General features: G+C 60.8%; 18 protein-coding genes and 1 other RNA gene. 4 read left to right on the top strand and 15 right to left on the bottom strand.

Features of this window, described 5'->3' with window-relative positions; translation table 11 throughout:
- Positions 1 to 2: 2 nt before the first annotated feature.
- From EJA70_RS16040 to rsmI, 14 genes are all read right to left on the bottom strand, one after another.
- A complete protein-coding gene (locus tag EJA70_RS16040) occupies positions 3 to 962 on the bottom strand; it encodes a D-alanine--D-alanine ligase (RefSeq protein ID WP_008082769.1) in 960 nt (319 codons plus the stop codon).
- Positions 959 to 2,419 (bottom strand): UDP-N-acetylmuramate--L-alanine ligase, encoded by a 1,461-nt coding sequence (murC, locus tag EJA70_RS16035; protein ID WP_158831944.1) that lies wholly within the window; start codon positions 2,417 to 2,419, stop codon positions 959 to 961. The genes EJA70_RS16040 and murC overlap by 4 nt, the downstream gene beginning before the upstream one ends.
- Positions 2,412 to 3,482, bottom strand: a complete 1,071-nt coding sequence (murG, locus tag EJA70_RS16030) for an undecaprenyldiphospho-muramoylpentapeptide beta-N-acetylglucosaminyltransferase (RefSeq protein ID WP_158831942.1) — start codon at positions 3,480 to 3,482, stop codon at positions 2,412 to 2,414. The genes murC and murG overlap by 8 nt, the downstream gene beginning before the upstream one ends.
- On the bottom strand, positions 3,472 to 4,689 hold the full coding sequence (gene ftsW / locus EJA70_RS16025) for a putative lipid II flippase FtsW (protein ID WP_008082773.1): 1,218 nt from the start codon (positions 4,687 to 4,689) through the stop codon (positions 3,472 to 3,474). Before ftsW ends, murG begins: the two co-directional genes overlap by 11 nt.
- The gene (murD, locus tag EJA70_RS16020; protein WP_158831940.1) at positions 4,686 to 6,032 is read right to left on the bottom strand and encodes a UDP-N-acetylmuramoyl-L-alanine--D-glutamate ligase; all 1,347 of its coding nucleotides are present in this window, start codon (positions 6,030 to 6,032) and stop codon (positions 4,686 to 4,688) included. Before murD ends, ftsW begins: the two co-directional genes overlap by 4 nt.
- Positions 6,033 to 6,037: 5 nt before the next feature.
- Positions 6,038 to 7,120: a phospho-N-acetylmuramoyl-pentapeptide-transferase gene (gene mraY / locus EJA70_RS16015; RefSeq protein WP_008082775.1), complete on the bottom strand. Its 1,083-nt coding sequence runs from the start codon at positions 7,118 to 7,120 to the stop codon at positions 6,038 to 6,040.
- Positions 7,120 to 8,487 (bottom strand): UDP-N-acetylmuramoyl-tripeptide--D-alanyl-D-alanine ligase, encoded by a 1,368-nt coding sequence (murF, locus tag EJA70_RS16010; protein WP_158831938.1) that lies wholly within the window; start codon positions 8,485 to 8,487, stop codon positions 7,120 to 7,122. Before murF ends, mraY begins: the two co-directional genes overlap by 1 nt.
- Positions 8,480 to 9,943, bottom strand: coding sequence for a UDP-N-acetylmuramoyl-L-alanyl-D-glutamate--2,6-diaminopimelate ligase (locus EJA70_RS16005; RefSeq protein ID WP_158831936.1), 1,464 nt, complete (start codon positions 9,941 to 9,943; stop codon positions 8,480 to 8,482). The genes murF and EJA70_RS16005 overlap by 8 nt, the downstream gene beginning before the upstream one ends.
- The gene (locus EJA70_RS16000; protein ID WP_178116865.1) at positions 9,943 to 11,682 is read right to left on the bottom strand and encodes a penicillin-binding protein 2; all 1,740 of its coding nucleotides are present in this window, start codon (positions 11,680 to 11,682) and stop codon (positions 9,943 to 9,945) included. The genes EJA70_RS16005 and EJA70_RS16000 overlap by 1 nt, the downstream gene beginning before the upstream one ends.
- On the bottom strand, positions 11,682 to 11,975 hold the full coding sequence (gene ftsL / locus EJA70_RS15995; protein ID WP_007917008.1) for a cell division protein FtsL: 294 nt from the start codon (positions 11,973 to 11,975) through the stop codon (positions 11,682 to 11,684). Before ftsL ends, EJA70_RS16000 begins: the two co-directional genes overlap by 1 nt.
- Entirely contained in the window at positions 11,972 to 12,919 is a 948-nt protein-coding gene (gene rsmH, locus EJA70_RS15990) for a 16S rRNA (cytosine(1402)-N(4))-methyltransferase RsmH (protein WP_008082779.1), read from the bottom strand. The genes ftsL and rsmH overlap by 4 nt, the downstream gene beginning before the upstream one ends.
- Positions 12,916 to 13,371 (bottom strand): division/cell wall cluster transcriptional repressor MraZ, encoded by a 456-nt coding sequence (gene mraZ / locus EJA70_RS15985; protein WP_007917012.1) that lies wholly within the window; start codon positions 13,369 to 13,371, stop codon positions 12,916 to 12,918. The genes rsmH and mraZ overlap by 4 nt, the downstream gene beginning before the upstream one ends.
- Positions 13,372 to 13,773: 402 nt before the next feature.
- Positions 13,774 to 14,127, bottom strand: an RNA gene (gene rnpB / locus EJA70_RS15980) — RNase P RNA component class A.
- 73 nt (positions 14,128 to 14,200) lie between these two features.
- The gene (gene rsmI, locus EJA70_RS15975; RefSeq protein WP_158831932.1) at positions 14,201 to 15,106 is read right to left on the bottom strand and encodes a 16S rRNA (cytidine(1402)-2'-O)-methyltransferase; all 906 of its coding nucleotides are present in this window, start codon (positions 15,104 to 15,106) and stop codon (positions 14,201 to 14,203) included.
- Between the two features lie 177 nt (positions 15,107 to 15,283).
- On the opposite strand from rsmI, the gene EJA70_RS15970 reads away from it, so the two are divergent.
- The 4 genes from EJA70_RS15970 to EJA70_RS15955 all read left to right on the top strand — a co-directional run bounded on the left by EJA70_RS15970 (position 15,284) and on the right by EJA70_RS15955 (position 18,730).
- On the top strand, positions 15,284 to 17,095 hold the full coding sequence (locus tag EJA70_RS15970; protein WP_158831930.1) for a penicillin-binding protein activator: 1,812 nt from the start codon (positions 15,284 to 15,286) through the stop codon (positions 17,093 to 17,095).
- Positions 17,095 to 17,457: a YraN family protein gene (locus EJA70_RS15965; protein WP_158831928.1), complete on the top strand. Its 363-nt coding sequence runs from the start codon at positions 17,095 to 17,097 to the stop codon at positions 17,455 to 17,457. Before EJA70_RS15970 ends, EJA70_RS15965 begins: the two co-directional genes overlap by 1 nt.
- Positions 17,458 to 17,561: 104 nt before the next feature.
- Complete coding sequence (locus EJA70_RS15960) at positions 17,562 to 18,155, top strand: phosphoheptose isomerase (protein WP_007917022.1); 594 nt, start codon at positions 17,562 to 17,564, stop codon at positions 18,153 to 18,155.
- On the top strand, positions 18,152 to 18,730 hold the full coding sequence (locus tag EJA70_RS15955; protein ID WP_007917023.1) for a BON domain-containing protein: 579 nt from the start codon (positions 18,152 to 18,154) through the stop codon (positions 18,728 to 18,730). Before EJA70_RS15960 ends, EJA70_RS15955 begins: the two co-directional genes overlap by 4 nt.
- 196 nt (positions 18,731 to 18,926) lie before the next feature.
- Here the strand turns inward: EJA70_RS15955 and EJA70_RS15950 are convergent, their stop codons facing one another.
- Positions 18,927 to 19,340, bottom strand: a complete 414-nt coding sequence (locus tag EJA70_RS15950; RefSeq protein ID WP_007917024.1) for a ClpXP protease specificity-enhancing factor — start codon at positions 19,338 to 19,340, stop codon at positions 18,927 to 18,929.
- Positions 19,341 to 19,345 lie beyond the last annotated feature (5 nt).

The raw sequence follows: 19,345 nt of genomic DNA, 5'->3' as shown, positions 1-19,345 counted from the left end.
TCTTAACCTCTAGCGTCTTCAACACTGGCGGCCAGAATGGCCAGTACCAGTTGCTGGAAATCCAGACCGGCCGCACGGGCCGCCATCGGCACCAGACTGTGATCGGTCATGCCCGGTGCGGTGTTCACTTCGAGGAACCAGAACTGCCCGTCAGCGTCCTGCATCACGTCCGCCCTGCCCCAACCGGCGATACCCAGCGCCTCACTGGCCTTGGCCGTGAGCTCCATGAGTTCCTGTTCCTTGGCGGCATCCAGCCCGCAGGGAATGCGGTACTGGGTATCGTTGGCGATGTACTTGGCGTCGTAGTCGTAGAACGTGTGCGGTGTACCCAGGGCGATCGGAGGCAACACCTGGTCACGCAGGGTGGCGATGGTGAACTCCGGACCTTGAATCCATTGCTCAACCAAAACTTGCGAATCGTAGGTACTGGCCGCTTTCCATGCGTCGATCAACTCGGACGCAGAACTCACTTTGGCCATCCCGATACTTGAACCTTCATGCGCCGGTTTGACGATCAAAGGGAAGCCCAGTTCCGTCGCCGCCGAAATACAATCGGCTTCGCTGCACAGCACGGCGTGACGCGGCGTCGGAATCCCGAGGCTGTGCCAGACCTGCTTGGTGCGCAGTTTGTCCATCGCCAGTGCCGAAGCCAGAATGCCGCTGCCGGTGTACGGAATGCCCGCCACTTCGAGCAGGCCCTGCATGCTGCCGTCTTCACCGCCACGGCCGTGAAGAATGATGAAGGCACGGTCGATTTTTTCGCTGAGCAGACGTTGCAGAATGTCGTCGCCAACGTCGATGCCGAACGCGTCCACGCCAGCGCTTTGCAGCGCGTCGAGCACGGCATTACCGGATTTCAGCGACACCTCACGCTCGGCGCTCAAGCCGCCAAAGAGCACGGCAACGCGGCCGAAGTCTTTCGGCGCGATCGTGGAAAACAACTTGGCGTAGGCAGCAGTCATTTCAACTTCCCCTCGACCGACGCCGCCACGGCGCCAGCGAACAATTCACTTTTCAACAGCTTCGGCGCGAGACCGCCGATATCACCAGCGCCCTGGCACAGCAGGATGTCGCCGGCACGCAGCAGCGGCTTGACCAGCGGTGCCAGATCAACGCCACGCTCGATGTAGATCGGGTCGAGCTGACCGCGCTGGCGGATGCTGTTGCACAGCTTGCGGCTGTCGGCACCGGGGATCGGCTCTTCACCGGCCGGATAGACTTCCATCAACAGCAGCACGTTGGCGTCGGCCAGTACATTGACGAAGTCGTCGTACAGATCGCGGGTGCGGCTGTAACGGTGCGGCTGATAGACCATCACCAGACGGCGCTCCGGCCAGCCACCGCGCACGGCTTTGATCACGGCCGCGACTTCGGTGGGGTGGTGACCGTAGTCGTCGACCAGCATCACGTGGCCGCCGTCCACCGGCAGTTCGCCGTAGACCTGGAAGCGTCGACCGACACCCTGGAAACCCGACAGGCCCTGCACGATGGCTTCATCGCTGACGCCCTCGTCGGACGCGATGCAGATGGTCGCCAGCGAGTTGAGCACGTTGTGGTTGCCCGGCATGTTCACGGAAACATCCAGCGGCTCGCGGTCAGGGCGCAGCACGGTGAAGAAGGTCTGCATGCCTTGCTGGCGCACATTGATCGCGCGGATGTCAGCGTCTTCGCTGAAGCCGTAGGTCACGGTCGGACGTTTCACCAGCGGCAGGATTTCGCGCACCACCGGGTCGTCCAGGCACATCACCGCCAAACCGTAGAACGGCAGGTTGTGCAGGAACTCGACGAAGGTTTTCTTCAGTTTGTTGAAGTCGCCGTCGTAGGTCGCCATGTGGTCGGCGTCGATGTTGGTAACCACGGCCACCAGCGGTTGCAGATGCAGGAAGCTCGCATCGCTTTCATCGGCTTCGGCGATCAGGTAGCGGCTGGTGCCGAGCTGGGCATTGGTGCCCGCAGCATTCAGACGACCACCGATGACGAAGGTCGGATCCAGACCACCGGCGGCGAACACCGAAGCGATCAGGCTGGTAGTGGTGGTTTTGCCGTGGGTACCGGCGACGGCGATGCCGTGGCGATAGCGCATCAGTTCAGCGAGCATTTCCGCACGCGGCACCACTGGAATGCGGCGCTCAAGCGCAGTCGCCACTTCCGGGTTGGAGGTGTTCACAGCGCTCGACACCACCAGTACATCGGCGGTCGCGGCGTTCTCGGCGCGGTGGCCGATGTAGATGTGTGCGCCGAACGATTCGAGACGCTCGGTGACCGGCGAAGCTTTCAGGTCGGAACCGGACACTTCATAGCCCAGGTTCAACAACACTTCGGCGATACCGCACATGCCCACGCCGCCGATGCCGACGAAGTGGATGCGACGGATGCGGCGCATTTCCGGTTGCGGCATGGCTTTCTGATTCTCAACCATGGGCCACCTCCAGACAGGTATCGACCACGCTACGGGTGGCATCGGGTTTCGCCAGACGGCGGGCCGCTTGGGCCATATCTTCGAGTCGTTGCGGTTGCATCAAGACCTCTGTCAGGCGCGCGGCAAGGTCCGCGGCACCAGTCGTTCTTTGCGGCATCAGGAAGGCAGCGCCTTCACGGGCCAAATAATCGGCGTTGCGAGTCTGGTGATCGTCGATCGCGTGGGGCAAAGGCACCAGCATCGAGGGCAGACCGGCGGCAGCCAGCTCACTGATGGTCAACGCGCCTGCACGGCACACCACCAGGTCAGCCCAGCCATAGGCTTGGGCCATGTCTTTGATGAACGGCTGCACCTGCGCATCGACGCCGGCGGCGCGGTAGCGCTCTGCAGTCACTTCATCGTGGTTTTTGCCGGCCTGATGAAACACTTCCGGGCGCAAATCGGCAGCGACTTGGGCCAGAGCTTCAGGCAGCAATTTGTTCAACGGTTCTGCGCCCAGGCTTCCGCCAAGGATCAGCAAACGCGCTTTGCGACCGGCCAGGGCTGGTCGCGATGTGTCGAGGAACAGCTCGCTGCGCACCGGGTTTCCGGTGGTACGGCGGGTGTCCGACAGAGTAAAGGTGTCGGGGAACGCTTCACACACTCGGGCGGCGAACGGCACCAGCAACCGATTGGCGGTGCCGGCGACGGCGTTCTGCTCGTGAACGATCACCGGCACGCCGGCCAGTTTCGCGGCGAGGCCGCCAGGGCCAGTCACATAACCACCGAAACCGACCACACACACTGGCTTCAAGCGACGAATGATCGCGCGCGCCTGCCACACCGACTTGAGCAGCATGAACGGCGCCTTGAGCAGCGACAGCTTGCCCTTGCCACGCAGGCCGGTAGCGTTGATGCGGTGCAGTTCAAGACCTGCCGCCGGCACCAGTTCGTTCTCGATCCCGCGTAGCGTGCCGAGCCAGTGCACGGTGTAGCCACGCGCCTGAAACTCGCGGGCACAGGCCAGCGCCGGGAACACGTGGCCGCCGGTTCCGCCGGCCATGATCAATACGTTAGCGCCCATGATTCGGCTCCTCGGCGAAGTCGCTCTCATGGAATTCCATCTCTTCACTGCCCAGGTGGGTTCGACTCTCCCACTCGATCCTCAGCAACAAGCCGAGACAGGCACAGCAGATCACCAACGAGCTACCGCCGTAACTGAGGAACGGCAAGGTCAGACCCTTGGTTGGCAACAGACCGACGTTCACACCGATGTTGATCAGGAACTGACCAATCCACAGGAACGACAGGCCGTAAGCCACATAAGCGGCAAAGAACTGTTTGGCCTTCTCGGCCCACAAGCCGATGTACATGCCGCGAATACACACGAACACGAACAGCGCGACGGTGCACAACGAACCGACCGCACCGAGTTCTTCAGCCAATACCGAGAACACGAAGTCGGTGTGCGCTTCCGGCAGGTAGAACTGCTTCTGCACGCTGTTGCCCAAGCCCACGCCCAGCCACTCACCGCGACCGAACGCGATCAAGGCTTGCGACAGTTGATAGCCGGCGCCGAACTGGTCAGCCCACGGGTCAGCGAAGTTGGTCAGACGCGCCATTCGATACGGCTGCATCTGAATCAACAGCACCACGGCGCCGACCGCCAACACCACCATCAGCGAGAAGCGGAACAGCCCGACCCCGCCGAGGAACAGCATCGCCGCCGCAGCACCCATCATCACGACGGTGGCACCGAAGTCCGGCTCCATCAGCAACAGGCCGGCCATCGGCAGCAACACGATGAACGGCTTGAAGAAGCCCATCCAGCTCTCGCGCACTTCCTTCTGACGCCGCACCAGATAACCGGCGAGGTAGATCACCACGAACACTTTGGCGATTTCAGACGGTTGCACGTTGAAGAAGCTGAAACCGATCCAGCGCATCGAACCGTTCACTTCTCGGCCGATGCCGGGAATGATCACCATCACCAGCAAGCCGAACGCACCGAGCAGCATCAGCCAGCCGAGACGTTGCCAAGTGGCGATCGGAATCATCATGGTGATGACACACGCGCCCAGGCCCAGCACCACATAAATAAGGTGGCGGATCATGTAATACAGCGGACTGCCCGACTGTGCGGCTGCCACTTCAGTGGACGCCGAGGCGATCATGATCAACCCGAGACCAAGCAGCGCCAGGCAACCGGCAAGCATCGGGAAATCCAGGTCGATGCCGCGCCCGGTGATGATCGGCGACGGGTACGGCTTGATGATATTGAACAGGCTCATGCCAGATCCTCCACAGCGCGGACGAACTGGTGACCACGGTCTTCATAATTCTTGAACATGTCGAAACTGGCGCAGGCCGGCGACAGCAGCACCACGTCACCCGGTTGGGCGGCGGCGCGGCATTGCGCAACGGCGTCGACCAGCGAGGTCGCGCGAATCAATGGCACGGCATCACCGATGGCTGCGCCGATCTTGTCGGAGTCGCGCCCCATGAGGATCACGGCGCGGCAGTTGGCCGCCACCGGATCACGCAAATCGTTGAATTCGGCACCCTTGCCATCACCGCCGGCGATCAGGATGACCTTGCCGTCGATGTCCGCACCGAGGCCTTCGATGGCCGCCAGAGCGGCGCCAACGTTAGTGGCTTTGGAATCGTTGTAGTACGCCACGCCGTCGAGATCACGTACCCACTGGCAGCGATGTTCGAGACCGGCAAAGGTGCGCAAGGCCGAGAGCATGGCGTCGAACGGCAAGCCCACGGCATGCCCCAGCGCCAGCGCCGCAAGGGCATTGGACTGGTTATGCGCGCCGCGAATCTTCAGCTCACGCACCGGCATCAGGTTCTGGAATTCGAACGCGAGGTACTTCTCGCCATCTTCTTCGCGAATACCGAAGGCCTTGAAATCCGGTTTGCTCAGGCCGAAGGTCCAGCACGGCTGGCCCTCGCCCATCAACGGACGGGTCAGCGCATCCTGACGGTTGACCACGAACTGCCTGGCACCCCGGAAGATCCGGTGCTTGGCCAGGTGGTACGCCGGCAGACCGCTGTAGCGATCCATGTGGTCTTCGCTGATGTTCAGCACGGTCGCCACTTCGGCGTTGAGCTGGTCGGTGGTTTCCAGCTGGAAACTCGACAATTCCATCACGTACAGCTCGACGTCGTCGCTGAGCAGATCCAGCGCCGGAGTACCGAGGTTGCCGCCGACGGCGACGCGTTTGCCGGCCGCAGCCGCCATCTCGCCGACCAGGGTGGTGACGGTGCTTTTCGCGTTGGAACCGCTGATGGCCACGATCGGCGCCCGCGCGTTACGCGCGAACAGCTCGATGTCGCCGGACAGTTTCACGCCACGGGCCGCAGCGGCTTGCAGGGCCGGGGTCGCCAGCGCCAGGCCGGGGCTCACGTAGAGCTCGTCGGCACGGCAGAGGAATTCGACGTCCAGCTCGCCACAACGCACTTCCACGTGCGGATAGTCACGCTTGAGCGTGGCCAGTTCCGGTGGATTTTCCCGCGTGTCCGCCACGGCAAACGACGTGCCCCGGTTCGCCAGGAAGCGAACCAGGGACATGCCGCTCTTGCCGAGGCCGACAACGATGCGGAAGTGGTCAGAAGCGATCAGAGACACTCGTTCTACCTCAGCTTCAGGGTGGCAAGGCCGACCAATACGAGAATCACGGTGATGATCCAGAAACGGACGATCACGCGCGGCTCGGGCCAGCCCTTGAGTTCAAAATGGTGGTGGATCGGTGCCATGCGGAACACACGGCGACCGGTCAGCTTAAAGGACGCAACCTGAATGACGACTGACAGGGTTTCCATCACGAACACACCGCCCATGATGAACAGGACGATTTCCTGACGGACAATCACCGCGATCGTGCCCAGTGCCGCGCCGAGTGCCAGGGCACCGACGTCGCCCATGAACACTTGCGCCGGGTAGGTGTTGAACCAGAGGAAGCCCAGACCGGCACCGATCAGCGCACCGCAGAACACGATCAGCTCGCCCGCGCCCGGTACATAAGGGATCAGCAGGTATTCAGCGAATTTCACGTTACCCGACAGGTAGCAGAAAATCCCCAGACCGCCGCCAACCATCACGGTCGGCATGATTGCCAGACCGTCGAGGCCGTCAGTCAGGTTGACCGCGTTGCTCGAACCGACGATCACGAAGTAGGTCAGCACGATGAAACCGAGGCCCAGCGGAATGCTGTAGTCCTTGAGCATCGGCAGGATCAGCGTGGTTTCCACCGGGGTGGATGCGGTCATATAAAGGAAGATCGCTGCGCCGAGGCCGAACACCGACTGCCAGAAATACTTCCAGCGGCTCGGCAGGCCACGTGAGTTCTTCTCGATGACTTTACGGTAATCGTCGACCCAGCCGATGGCGCCGAACAGCAGGGTCACCAGCAACACAGTCCAGACGTAGCGGTTGCTCAGGTCAGCCCAGAGCAAGGTGCTGACGCCGATCGAAGACAGAATCAGTGCGCCGCCCATGGTCGGTGTACCCGACTTGGACAGGTGCGATTGCGGGCCGTCGTTACGCACGGATTGACCGATCTGACGGTTCTGCAGGGTGCGGATCATCCACGGGCCATAGCACAGCGACAAAACCAGCGCGGTCAGCACACCGAGGATCCCGCGCAGGGTCAGGTACTGAAAGACCGCGAAGCCTTTGTAGAACTGTTGCAGATACTCCGCTAGCAGCAGCAGCATTAATGTTTCTCCAGACTGGACCCGCACAGAGCCGCAACGATGTTTTCCATCGCTGCACTGCGCGAACCCTTGATCAAAATAGTGGTGTTTGTGTCCTGCTCGGCGTCGAGGGCCTGGATCAGCTCGGCTTGCGTGCCGAAGTGATGCGCCTGTTCACCGAATGCGTTCACGGCGTGAACCATGTTTGGCCCGACAGCGTAAAGCACGGAAACCTTGCCCCGGGCGTACTCGCCCACGTCGCGGTGCCCCTGCTCCGCCCAATCGCCCAACTCGCCGATATCTCCGAGCACCAGGACGGTGCGGCCGGAAAAGCCGGCGAGTATATCAACGGCCGCGCACATTGAGGTGGGGTTTGCGTTGTAAGTGTCATCGATCACGCGCATACCGTTTTTCGCCAGTTGCGCGACGGTGCGACCCTTGACCGGTTGCACGGCGCCAAGCCCGGTGGCAATGCCGAACAGCGACACGCCCAAGGCGTGAGCGGCAGCGGCGGCGGCCATGGAATTGGCGACGTTGTGGACGCCGAGCAGGTTCAACTGAACGCGCTCGACACCTTCAGGTGTGTGCAGATTGAAGGCCGGGCAACCACGGGCATCAGTGGTCAGGTCGCTGGCGTAAAAATCCGCCTGAGTGTTGCTCAGGGCGAAAGTCAGCACTTTGCGCGCGCCGGCTCGGGTCTTCCAGATGCCGAAGGCCTTGTCATCGAGGTTGAGCACGGCGATGCCATCAGCCGCCAGACCGTCGATGATTTCGCCTTTGGCTTCGACGATTTTTTCCGGCCCGCCAAACTCACCGACGTGCGCGGTGCCGGCATTGTTCAGGATCGCTACGTGCGGCTTGGTCAGGCCGACGGTGTAAGCGATTTCACCCAGACGCGAGGCGCCCAGTTCGATGACCGCCGAGGTATGTTCCGGGGCCAGTTCGAGCAGGGTCAGCGGTGCGCCGAGGTCATTGTTCAGATTGCCACGGGTCGCCAGCACCGGGCCGCGCGTGCGCAGGATGCTCGCGAGCATCTCCTTGACGGTGGTCTTGCCGCTGGAACCGGTGATCGCGGCGACTGGCTGAGTGAAAGCAGCGCGGTTCAGCGCGCCCAACTGGCCGAGAGCCTGACGGGTGTCTTTGACCAGCAGTTGCGGCAGCGTGCTGTCGGCGACTTCGCGCTCGACCAACGCAGCCACCGCGCCTTTGGCGGCGACGTCGTTCAAATAGTCATGACCGTCGAAGCGCGGGCCGGTCAACGCAATAAACAGTTGGCCTGGCTGGATCGCACGACTGTCGATGCTGACGCCGTCGAAACTGGCATCAGCAGCGATCAAACGCGCATCGAGCGCATTGGTCAGCTCGCTGAGTTTGAGGGCCTTAAGCATGGGCCACCTCCCAAGCGGTCAGGGCGTGATCGGCCTCGACCAGATCAGAGAAGGCATGGCGTTCGCCGTTGATTTCCTGATAGTCCTCGTGACCTTTACCGGCCAGGACAATCACGTCATCGGCGGACGCGCCGGCGATCAGTTGAGCAATCGCCTGACCACGGCCGGCGACGAAGGTGACTTTATCCACCGCCGTGAAACCGGCGCGGATGTCATCGAAAATCACCGCAGGATCTTCGGTGCGCGGGTTGTCGTCGGTGACCAACACTTGATCAGCCAGACGCTCAACCACTTCGGCCATCAACGGACGCTTGCCGCGATCACGGTCGCCGCCGCAGCCGAACAGGCACAGCAGTTGACCTTTGACGTGCGGGCGCAATGCGCTCAGGACTTTTTCCAGCGCATCCGGGGTGTGGGCGTAATCGACGACCACCAACGGCTGCGTACCACCGCCCAGACGCTGCATGCGTCCGGCCGGGCCTTCGAGTTTCGGCAACACTTTGAGAATTTCGTCGAGCGCGTAATCCAGACCGAGCAAGGCGCCGACCGCAGCGAGTACGTTGCTCAGGTTGAAGCGACCGAGCAAGGTGCTGCGCAGATGATGTTCGCCCTGCGGCGTGACCAGCGTGGCGCGCACGCCGTGGTCGTCGAACTGTGCTTCGCGGCAATACAGATAGGCGCTGCTGTCGAGCATGCTGTAGGTAATCAAGCGCGACTCACGTTTTTCAGCGGCCAGTTGCCGGCCGAAATCGTCGTCGAGGTTGACCACGCGGCACTTCAGATCATTCCAGGCGAACAGCTTGGCCTTGGCCTCGGCGTACGCCTCCATGGTGCCGTGATAATCCAGATGATCGCGGGACAGGTTGGTCATCACCGCCACGTCGAATGCCAAGGCAGTAACGCGGCCCTGATCCAGACCATGGGACGACACTTCCATGGCCACGGCTTTGGCACCGGCCTTTTTCAGGTCGCCCAGGGTCGCTTGCACGGCGATCGGATTCGGCGTGGTGTGCAGACCGCTCTGCAGCGCGCCATAGAAGCCGGAACCGAGGGTGCCGACGATGCCGCAATGCTGGCCGAGCAGATCCAGCGCCTGCGCAACCAATTGGGTCACGCTGGTCTTGCCGTTGGTGCCGGTGACACCCACGAGGTTCAGGTGATGACTTGGCTCGCCATAAAAACGCCCGGCGATGTCCGACAGCTGCGCAGCCAGGCCTTTGACCGGGATCAGCGGCACGTCGGTGATCGGCAGCACAGTGGCGCCTTCGACTTCATAAGCTACAGCGGCAGCACCGCGTTGCAGTGCATCAGCGATGTGCGCACGGCCATCAAATTTGCCGCCCGGCACGGCGAGGAACAGATCGCCAGCGCGTACGTTACGGCTGTCCAGCGCCAATTCACGGATCAACAGATCGTGGCCGGCGTGGGGGAATATCTTGTTCAGACTTAATGACATCAGCCGCGCCCTCCATTGGCTTTCAGCGGTATGACCGGGGTGGCGTTGGCCTGTTGTGTCGCCGGCAGATTGTCCGGGGTCACGTTCATCAGACGCAGGGTGCCGGACATCACACGGCTGAACACTGGCGCCGATACCAGACCACCGAAGTAGCCGGCCTTGGACGGTTCGTCGATCACCACAACAATGGCGTAACGCGGATCGCTCATCGGGCCGAAGCCGGCGAACAGCGAGCGGTACGAGTTCTCGGCGTAGCCCTTGGTGCCGACCGACGTTTTACGTGCAGTACCCGACTTGCCCGCCACGTGATACGCCGGCACCTGCGCACGGAATACACCGCGCGGCGCCTCGATCACTTGGGTGAGCATGCCTTGCATGGTTTTCGCCACGGCTTCCGGCAGCACTTGGGTGGTCTGCGGTGGCTTGTCGGTTTTGATCAGGGTCAGCGGCGCGAGACGACCGTTGTTAGCCAGCGCCGAGAACGCGTGAACGAGCTGAATCGCGGTCACCGAAATACCGTAGCCGTACGACAGCGTTGCAGTTTCAGCCTTGCGCCAATCACGGTAGTTCGGCAGGTTGCCGACACGTTCGCCCGGGAATCCAAGGCCGGTGTCCTGGCCGAGGCCGACTTTCTGCGCGAGGCGGAAAATCGTTTCGCCGCCGATATCGAACGCGACCTTACTCATGCCGACGTTACTGGAATTGATCAGAATGCCGGTCAGATCGAGTACCGGACCTTCGCTTTTGGAAACGTCCTTGATCGTGTATTTGCCGATCTGCAGGGAGCCCGGATACACCTCGACGGTGTCGCTCGGTTTCCAGCGGCCGGTTTCGATTGCGGCAGCCATCGAGATGGCTTTCATGGTCGAACCCGGTTCGAACACGTCGATCATCGCGCGGTTACGCATCATCGCCGGTTGCAGGTTGCGACGGTTGTTCGGGTTGTAGGTCGGCTGGTTGACCATGGCCAGAATCTCACCGGTCTTGACGTCCATGATCACCAGACTGCCGGCCTTGGCGCCGTTCTCGATGATCGCGTTACGCAGTTCGCGGTTGGCCAGATATTGCAGACGCAGGTCAATGGACAACGCCAAGGGCTTGCCGGCCTTGGCGTTTTTGGTGACCTGGACATCCTTGATCAGCCGTCCGCGCCGATCCTTGATGACCTGTCGTTTGCCCGGCACCCCGGCGAGCCATTCGTCATAAGCCAGTTCGACACCTTCGCGACCGTGGTCATCGATGTCGGTAAACCCGACCATGTGCGCGGTGACTTCACCGGCCGGATAGAACCGGCGGAATTCTTCGATGCCGTAGACGCCCGGCACTTTCAGATCGAGCACAGCCTGACCCTGCTCGGGGGTCAGCCCGCGCACCAGGTAGATGAATTCTTTGTTGGCCTGGGCTTCGAGGCGTTCGGTCAGGGCTTTCGGGTCCTGGCCCAGCGCGGCGGCGAGTGCCGGCCACTTCTCTTTGGCCGTCTGCATTTCCTTGGCGTTGGCCCACAGCGTGGTCACCGGAGTACTCACGGCCAAAGGCTCGCCGTTACGGTCGGTGATCAGACCCCGGTGAGCCGGAATCGGAATGTGACGCAGACTGCGCGCGTCGCCCTGACCTTTGAGGAAGTCACGGTCAACCACTTGCAGGTCGATGATGCGCCAGCAGATCGCCGCGACCATCACACCGAGCAGCGCGACCATCAGGCGGAAACGCCATGGGAACAGCGCGCCTTCGAGTTTCATCATGGCGCCACCATCTTCACGTCAGCCGCGCCGGGGATGTGCATTTTCAGTTGTTCGGTGGCCAGCACTTCGATGCGGCTGTGCGCGGTCCAGGTGCTCTGCTCAAGAATCAGACGGCCCCACTCGGCCTGCGCCTTGTCGCGCACGCTGAGTTCGTTGTAAAGGGTGTTGAGCAACTGCCGGTTCCAGTGCGCGCTGTACGACACGGCGATGGCCGACACGAGCACGCCGATAAACAGCAGCAGCATCAGAAAGCTGCCGCCGGGCAGTGGCTTGGCGAAAAGCTTGCTCACCGCAGCTTCTCCGCGACGCGCATGACAGCGCTACGGGAACGTGGGTTGGCTTTGAGTTCGGCGTCGGAGGCCGTCTGCGCTTTGCCATGGACTTTGATTTTCGGTTCGAACGCGACGTGGCGAACCGGCAGGTTGCGCGGCAGGTTGTCGGCTTCGCCTTTCACCAGCTTGCGCATGAACAGTTTGACGATGCGGTCTTCCAGCGAGTGGAAGCTGATCACGACCAAGCGACCGCCAATTTCCAAGGCGTCCAGCGCCGCTTCGAGGCCGGCTTCCAGATCGCCCAGTTCGTTGTTGACGTGAATACGCAAACCCTGGAATGCACGGGTGGCCGGGTTCTTGCCCTTTTCCCACGCCGGGTTGGCGACTTTCAACACTTCAGCCAGGTCGGCAGTGCGCTCGAACGGCTTGATGTCGCGACGCTCGGCGACGGCGCGAGCCATACGACCGGAGAAACGTTCTTCGCCGTATTCCTTGAACACCCGGGCGATTTCCTCAGCCGGCGCGGTGTTGACGAATTCTGCAGCGCTGATGCCCCGGGACGGGTCCATGCGCATGTCCAGCGGGCCGTCATTGAGAAAACTGAAACCGCGCTCGGCGTCGTCGAGCTGCGGCGAAGACACGCCGAGGTCGAGCAAAATACCGCTGACCTTGCCGCTCAGACCTTGCTCGGCAACCACCGAACCGAGTTCGGCAAAGCTGCGCTGCACAACGACAAAGCGGCCGTCTTCGGCCGCTAGCGTTTGCCCGGTGGCAATCGCTTGTGGATCTTTGTCGAACCCGATGAGCCGACCGTCGGTGCCGAGCTGGCTGAGGATCAGTCGGCTGTGGCCGCCGCGTCCGAACGTGCCGTCCAGATAGCAGCCATCAGGACGTACGGCGAGAGCCTCGACAGCTTCGTCAAGCAGTACGGTGATGTGGTTAAAGCCGCTATCAATAGTCACAGGATCAAATCACGCAGTTCATCAGGCATCGCGCCCGGTTGTTGAATGGCAGCAAGGTCGGCGGCAGATACCGCGTTCCATGCATCCTCGTCCCACAATTGGAACTTGTTCAGTTGGCCCACCAGCATCGCGCGCTTATCCAGCTTGGCGTACTCGCGCAAACGCGGTGGAACCAGAAAACGGCCACTGCCATCGAGCTCGAGGTCGACGGCGTTGCCGATCAATAAACGCTGCAAGCGACGGTTCTCTTCGCGAAGCGAAGGGAGTGCGCGCAACTTGGTTTCAATAATTTCCCACTCGTCGAGCGGATAGACACACAGGCACGGATCAACGGCATCAATGGTGACGATCAACTGGCCAGAACTACGCGAATCGAGCTCGTCACGGTACCGGCTCGGCATGGCGAGACGGCCCTTTGCATCGAGACTGATAGCGTTAGCTCCGCGAAACACGTCTGCGTTTCTCCAATTTTTATCGTTTTGAGCTCAAAAAACCCACTTCATGCCACTTTCCGCCACTTGCGCACACTATAGGAATGCGCCCACCACACCGTCAAGGCGCGGATTAAAGGAAAACCCTTACAGAACGGAGATTTAGGAGCATAAAAGAAGGAGTAACGACAATCTGGCGCTGACTTTGGACCTATAACTTGATGCAGCACTGATAGCTGCGCTCGAAAGTTAAAGTAATTTGTTAAGAGTAAGATTTTTTCGGTATTACAAAAGCGCTTCTGCTGTTGATTGAAGCGAGGTGGGAAATGGCTATTACTGCGCGTGCCGCTGCCGAACTTTCAGAACAGGCCTGCTGATATTACACAGCCCTGTTGCCAATGATTCAAGCAGGGAAAGAAAAAGGTGGAGAGTCGATCTGTAAGCCGGGTTCTGTCTTGAACAGTCATTCGTCTACGATGGCCATCACTGGACATCTTTAGCAACCTACCCGGTCCCAGCGCGGGCCACGCCTTGGGACCCTATTTGGTCTTGCTCCAAGTGGGGTTTACCTAGCCACGAACTGTTGCCAGACGTGCGGTGCGCTCTTACCGCACCTTTTCACCCTTACCGGCGCCGAAGCGCTTAGGCGGTTATTTTCTGTGGCACTTTCCGTAGGCTCACGCCTCCCAGGCATTACCTGGCACTTCGCCCTATGGAGCCCGGACTTTCCTCCCCCCCCTAATTTTCATAGAGGGCAGCGACTGTCCGATCGACTCTCCGCCGCGAAGGTTAACGGCAGAGCGCCCGAAGAACAAGCGCTAATAGCCGCAAAACCTGTCCGATCGACGGGTTACTCGCCCTTCTGTTTATCCAGCGCGACCTGATACAGCACGTTTTTGCGCTCGCCAGTGATCTGCGCAGCCAAGGCCGCGGCACGCTTGAGCGGCATCTCTTCGAGCAACAGATTGAGGATGCGCATCGCCTCGCTGCTGACGGCGTCTTCAGACTCCGGCGCGGTCCAGCCCGCGACCAGCACGACGCACTCGCCACGCTGCTGATTACTGTCGGATTCAACAAATGCGCGCAACTCGGCCAGCGGCAAGCCTTTCAACGTCTCGAAGGTCTTGGTGATTTCACGGGCGAGCAAGGCCTGACGCTCACCCCCAAACACCGCTTCCATATCCTGCAGACACTCAAGAATGCGGTGCGGCGCCTCGTAAAAAATCAACGTGCGCGGCTCTTCTTTAACTGCCTCAAGGCGCGCCTTGCGCCCCACCGATTTGGCCGGCAGGAAACCTTCAAAGATAAAACGGTCGGACGGCAGCCCCGCCGCCGACAGCGCTGCAATCAGCGCACAGGCACCTGGCACCGGCACCACATTGATCCCGGCAGCACGCGCCTGTCGGACCAGGTGATAACCCGGATCGGAAATCAGCGGCGTGCCGGCATCGGAAATCAGCGCGACGTTATCGCCCGCGAGCAGACGGGTAATAAAGCGGCTACCTTCATCTCGTTCATTGTGTTCGTGACAAGCGGCCAGCGGCGTGGAAATACCGAAGTGCTGCATCAGGCGCGCCGAGTGACGGGTGTCTTCGGCAGCGATCAGCGCCACTTCACGCAGGATTTTCAGTGCCCGGGCGCTGATGTCGTCCAGGTTGCCGATGGGCGTCGCCACCACATAAAGCGAGCCAGCAGCGGAATTCAAAGGACCTGGAGCAGTCAAAGCGCACACCTCGTGTTCGGTAAAAGCGGGCATTGTAGCGCGTCGCGCGACGGGCGATACGCCTGAGCCAAACCCGGTTTTGCCCGCAGTTGTGTGCTGTCGCAACATTTACTCCAGCTAAATTGCCCGTTTCACGCCACTAACATCGCGCCCCGGCCAGTGCTTGGGTACAATTCGACGCTAATTTGATCGAGTATCAGGAACACTTACATGATCGCTTGCCTGCGGCTGTTCACTGCCCTCTGCCTCGCTGCCTTGTTGGCGGCTTGTGCCAGCTCCCCTTCCTCCAGCCTTGGCGAACTTCCACGGACTCCGGATGCCAGCATCGAGCAACTGCTCGAACAGGCTACCCAGGCGAAAACCCCGGAAAAAGCTGCCCTGCTGCGCCTGAGCGCGGCGGACCTGGCTTATCGCCAAGGTAATGCCGGACAGTCCGCGCAAATCCTGCAACAAGTGCCGATGGAGCAACTCAAGCCCGGCCAGCAGATTTTTGCCAGCACCTTGAATGCTGAACTGGCGATGACGCGCAATCAGCCGAAAGCTGCGCTGACTGCCCTGAGCCATCCAAGCCTGCAGCACTTGGGTGAAATGCCTGAAGAGCAACAAGTGCGCACCGGCACCGTTCACGCCCGCGCCCTTGAAGCCGACGGTCAGACCCTCGCCGCCGCGCGCGAACGCGTGTTCATCGCACCGATGCTGCAAGGCGAAGCCGCGAGCAAGAACCACGAAGCCATCTGGACACTGATTGGCTCGCTGCCGACCGACCAGTTGCAACCTAACACCACCGACGATCTCGGCGGCTGGATGGGTCTGGCACTGGCCGTGAAATCCGCCGGCACGCTGGAACAGCAGCAAGCCGCGATCGACACCTGGCGCGCACAGAATCCAAAACACCCGGCCGCGATCAATCTGCCGCTGCCACTGACCAAACTCAAGGAACTGGCCAGCCAGCCACTGAGCAAAATCGCCCTGCTGCTGCCGCAAGACGGCCAGTTGGCAGCGGTCGGCAAAGCACTGCGTGAAGGTTTCATGGCGGCGCACTACCAGGCGCAACAGGCCGGGCAGAAGCCACCCGCCATCGTCTTCTACGACAGCTCCAAGCTGACCTCGATAGATGAGTTCTACCGCAAGGCTCAGGCTGACGGCGTGCAACTGGTCGTCGGCCCGCTGGAAAAACCACTGGTCAAACAATTGAGCACTCGCCCACAACTGCCGATCACCACACTCGCGCTGAACTACAGCGAAGGCGATCAAGGCCCGGCGCAACTGTTCCAGTTTGGTCTGGCCGCTGAAGACGAAGCTCGCGAAGTCTCGCGCCGCGCCCGTGCCGACGGTCTGCATCGCGCCGCCATCATGGTGCCGAAAGGCGAATGGGGCGACCGCGTACTGCGTGCTTTCAGCCAGGACTGGCAGGCTAACGGCGGCAGCATCATTGCCATTGAGCGCGTTGATCAGCCGGTGCAACTGGCTCAGCAGATCGCCGAGATGTTCCAGTTGCGTCAGAGCGAAGCCCGCGCCAAAAGCCTGCAAAATGCTGCCGGTACCAACGTAGCAGCACAGCCTTCGCGTCGTCAGGACATCGAATTCATCTTCCTTGCCGCAACGCCGCAACAAGCGCAGCAGATCAAGCCGACCCTGAACTTCCAGTACGCCGGTGATGTTCCGGTTTACGCGACCTCGCACGTTTACAGCGCCAGCGGCGACGTGAATCAGTACAACGACATGAACGGCATTCGCTTCTGCGAAACCCCATGGTTGCTGGACAACAGCGATCCACTGCGCCAGCAAGTGGTTGCACAATGGCCGCAAGCAGCGGGCAGCCTCGGCCGCCTGTACGCGATGGGCGTTGATGCCTATCGTCTGGCGCCACGCCTGGGCCAGCTCAAGGCCCTGCCGGACAGCCGCATCGACGGTGAGTCGGGCAGCCTCGGCATGACCCCGACCCAGCGTGTTGTGCGGCAGTTGCCTTGGGCGCAGTTCGTCAGCGGCCAGGTTCAACGCCTGCCGGACACCCAGCGCTGATGCCTGACAGGTCACGCTCGCAAAGCGGTAAAGATGCCGAGCGCCGGGCGCTCGAGCATCTGCAACAACAAGGTCTGCGCCTGTTGGCGCAGAACTGGTTTTGCAAACGTGGCGAGCTTGATCTGGTCATGCTTGATGGCGATACAGTAGTATTCGTTGAAGTTCGTTACAGAAAAAACACCCAATGGGGTGGCGCGCTCGCTAGCATCGATGAGCGCAAGCAGCAGAAACTGATTTTCGCCGCACAGTATTTTCTTCAGCGCGAGTCGCGTTGGGCCAACTCCCCCTGCCGCTTCGACGTGGTGGCCATCGACAGCCATCCGGATCAGCTGAACTGGTTGCAGAATGCTTTCGACAGTTGATCGTCGGCGTTGCGACCCGGACAATCCCACCGACAAATTTTGCTCTTTGCTTTGCGGGCTGCACATTCATGTGCCGAACAGCCGCGCTACTTAAGGTCACACAGATGGACATGCAATCCCGAATTCGCCAGCTTTTCCAGGCCAGTATCGACACCAAGCAACAGGCGATGGACGTACTTGCACCGCACATCGAGCAAGCCAGCCAGATCATGGTCAACGCCCTGCTCAACGAAGGCAAAATGCTTTCGTGCGGCAACGGTGGCTCGGCCGGTGACGCCCAGCACTTCTCTTCGGAGCTGCTCAACCGCTTCGAGCGCGAGCGCCCGAGCCTGCCGGCCATCGCCCTGACCACCGACACGTCGACGATCACCTCGATCGCCAACGACTACAGCTACAACGAAGTGTTCTCCAAGCAGATCCGCGCACTCGGTCAGCCAGGCGATGTCCTGCTGGCGATTTCGACCAGCGGCAACTCGGCGAACATTATTCAAGCGATCCAGGCCGCACATGATCGCGAAATGATTGTCGTAGCTATGACCGGACGCGATGGCGGCGGCATGGCGTCGCTGCTGTTGCCCGAGGACGTCGAGATTCGCGTACCGGCCAATGTCACTGCACGTATTCAAGAAGTCCACTTGCTGGCGATCCATTGCCTCTGCGATCTGATCGACAGCCAACTGTTCGGGAGTGAAGAATGACCCCTAATCGCCTTGGCCTTCTGGCCTTGACCCTGTGCCTCGGCATCAGCGGCTGCACCTCGGTGGTGAACGCCAGCCGTGAAGCACCGATCGACGACGACCGTGGCACGCGCACCTTCGGCAGCAAGATCGACGACTCGCTGATCGAAACCAAAGTGGGTGTGAACGTGGCGAAGGCCGACCCGGCTCTGGACAACGATTCGCACATCGTCGTCACCAGCTTCAACGGCGTCGTGCTACTGGCCGGTCAAACGCCGCGCGCAGACCTGAAAGCCAAGGCTGAGCAGGCGGCAGCTGCCGTTCAGCGGGTAAAAACCGTGCACAACGAACTGCAGGTCATTCCGCCGTCCGGTTTCCTGGCTCGCCAGAATGACACCTGGCTGACCTCCAAGATCAAGACGCAGATGCTCACTGACGCCAGCATTCCCGGCTCGCGCATCAAGGTAGTGACCGAGAACGGTATCGTCTATCTGCTGGGCCTGCTGACCAAACAGGAAGCCACCCAGGCGACCAACCTGGTGCAAGGAGTTTCCGGCGTACAGAAAATCGTCAAACTCTTCGAATACATCGACTGATACACATCTCTGCGTAGGAGCTGCCGAAGGCTGCGATCTTTTGATCTTGCTTTAAAAGATCAGGATCAAAAGATCGTCCGATCGCGGCCCGAGCCTTCGGCAGCTCCTACAGTTTTGAGATGTATGTGGAGTTTTAAGATGCGCATGCAGTTTTGAGACGCGCATGAAAAAGGCGATCCATCCGGATCGCCTTTTTTTATTTCACCACTTTCAAGCTTGGCCGGCCGCTAGGGCGCGGTGGCTCGCTGTCCGGTGGCGGCAAGTCGTCATCCGACTCGATCTCTTCCTCGTCATCCATCGGCGACTCGAGATCAAACACCATGCCCTGACCATTCTCCCGGGCGTAGATACCCAGAATCGCACTGATCGGCACGTACAAGCTGTGTGGAACACCACCGAAGCGACCTTCAAAGGTCACCACGTCGTTGTCCATGTGCAAGTGCCGTACGGCACTTGGCGAGATGTTCAGGACAATCTGCCCGTCACTGGCAAAACCCTGCGGCACTTGCACCGCCGGGTATTCGGAATTGACCAGCATGTGCGGGGTGCAATCGTTATCAACAATCCACTCGTAGAGCGCGCGGACCAGATAAGGTCGACTGGAGTTCATAGCGG

The sequence above is a fragment of the Pseudomonas sp. PB103 genome, from assembly GCF_009764635.1.
Taxonomy (GTDB): domain Bacteria; phylum Pseudomonadota; class Gammaproteobacteria; order Pseudomonadales; family Pseudomonadaceae; genus Aquipseudomonas.
Note: the sequence above shows the minus strand (reverse complement) of the source record. Positions and strands in the feature narration are given on the sequence as shown.

Coding starts and splice junctions, on each gene's coding strand:
- EJA70_RS16040 (WP_008082769.1), bottom strand. CDS start 962: ATGACTGCTGCCTACGCCAAGTTGTTTTCCACGATCGCGCCGAAAGAC.
- murC (WP_158831944.1), bottom strand. CDS start 2,419: ATGGTTGAGAATCAGAAAGCCATGCCGCAACCGGAAATGCGCCGCATC.
- murG (WP_158831942.1), bottom strand. CDS start 3,482: ATGGGCGCTAACGTATTGATCATGGCCGGCGGAACCGGCGGCCACGTG.
- ftsW (WP_008082773.1), bottom strand. CDS start 4,689: ATGAGCCTGTTCAATATCATCAAGCCGTACCCGTCGCCGATCATCACC.
- mraY (WP_008082775.1), bottom strand. CDS start 7,120: ATGCTGCTGCTGCTAGCGGAGTATCTGCAACAGTTCTACAAAGGCTTC.
- murF (WP_158831938.1), bottom strand. CDS start 8,487: ATGCTTAAGGCCCTCAAACTCAGCGAGCTGACCAATGCGCTCGATGCG.
- EJA70_RS16005 (WP_158831936.1), bottom strand. CDS start 9,943: ATGTCATTAAGTCTGAACAAGATATTCCCCCACGCCGGCCACGATCTG.
- EJA70_RS16000 (WP_178116865.1), bottom strand. CDS start 11,682: ATGAAACTCGAAGGCGCGCTGTTCCCATGGCGTTTCCGCCTGATGGTC.
- rsmI (WP_158831932.1), bottom strand. CDS start 15,106: ATGCCCGCTTTTACCGAACACGAGGTGTGCGCTTTGACTGCTCCAGGT.
- EJA70_RS15970 (WP_158831930.1), top strand. CDS start 15,284: ATGATCGCTTGCCTGCGGCTGTTCACTGCCCTCTGCCTCGCTGCCTTG.
- EJA70_RS15965 (WP_158831928.1), top strand. CDS start 17,095: ATGCCTGACAGGTCACGCTCGCAAAGCGGTAAAGATGCCGAGCGCCGG.
- EJA70_RS15960 (WP_007917022.1), top strand. CDS start 17,562: ATGGACATGCAATCCCGAATTCGCCAGCTTTTCCAGGCCAGTATCGAC.
- EJA70_RS15955 (WP_007917023.1), top strand. CDS start 18,152: ATGACCCCTAATCGCCTTGGCCTTCTGGCCTTGACCCTGTGCCTCGGC.
- EJA70_RS15950 (WP_007917024.1), bottom strand. CDS start 19,340: ATGAACTCCAGTCGACCTTATCTGGTCCGCGCGCTCTACGAGTGGATT.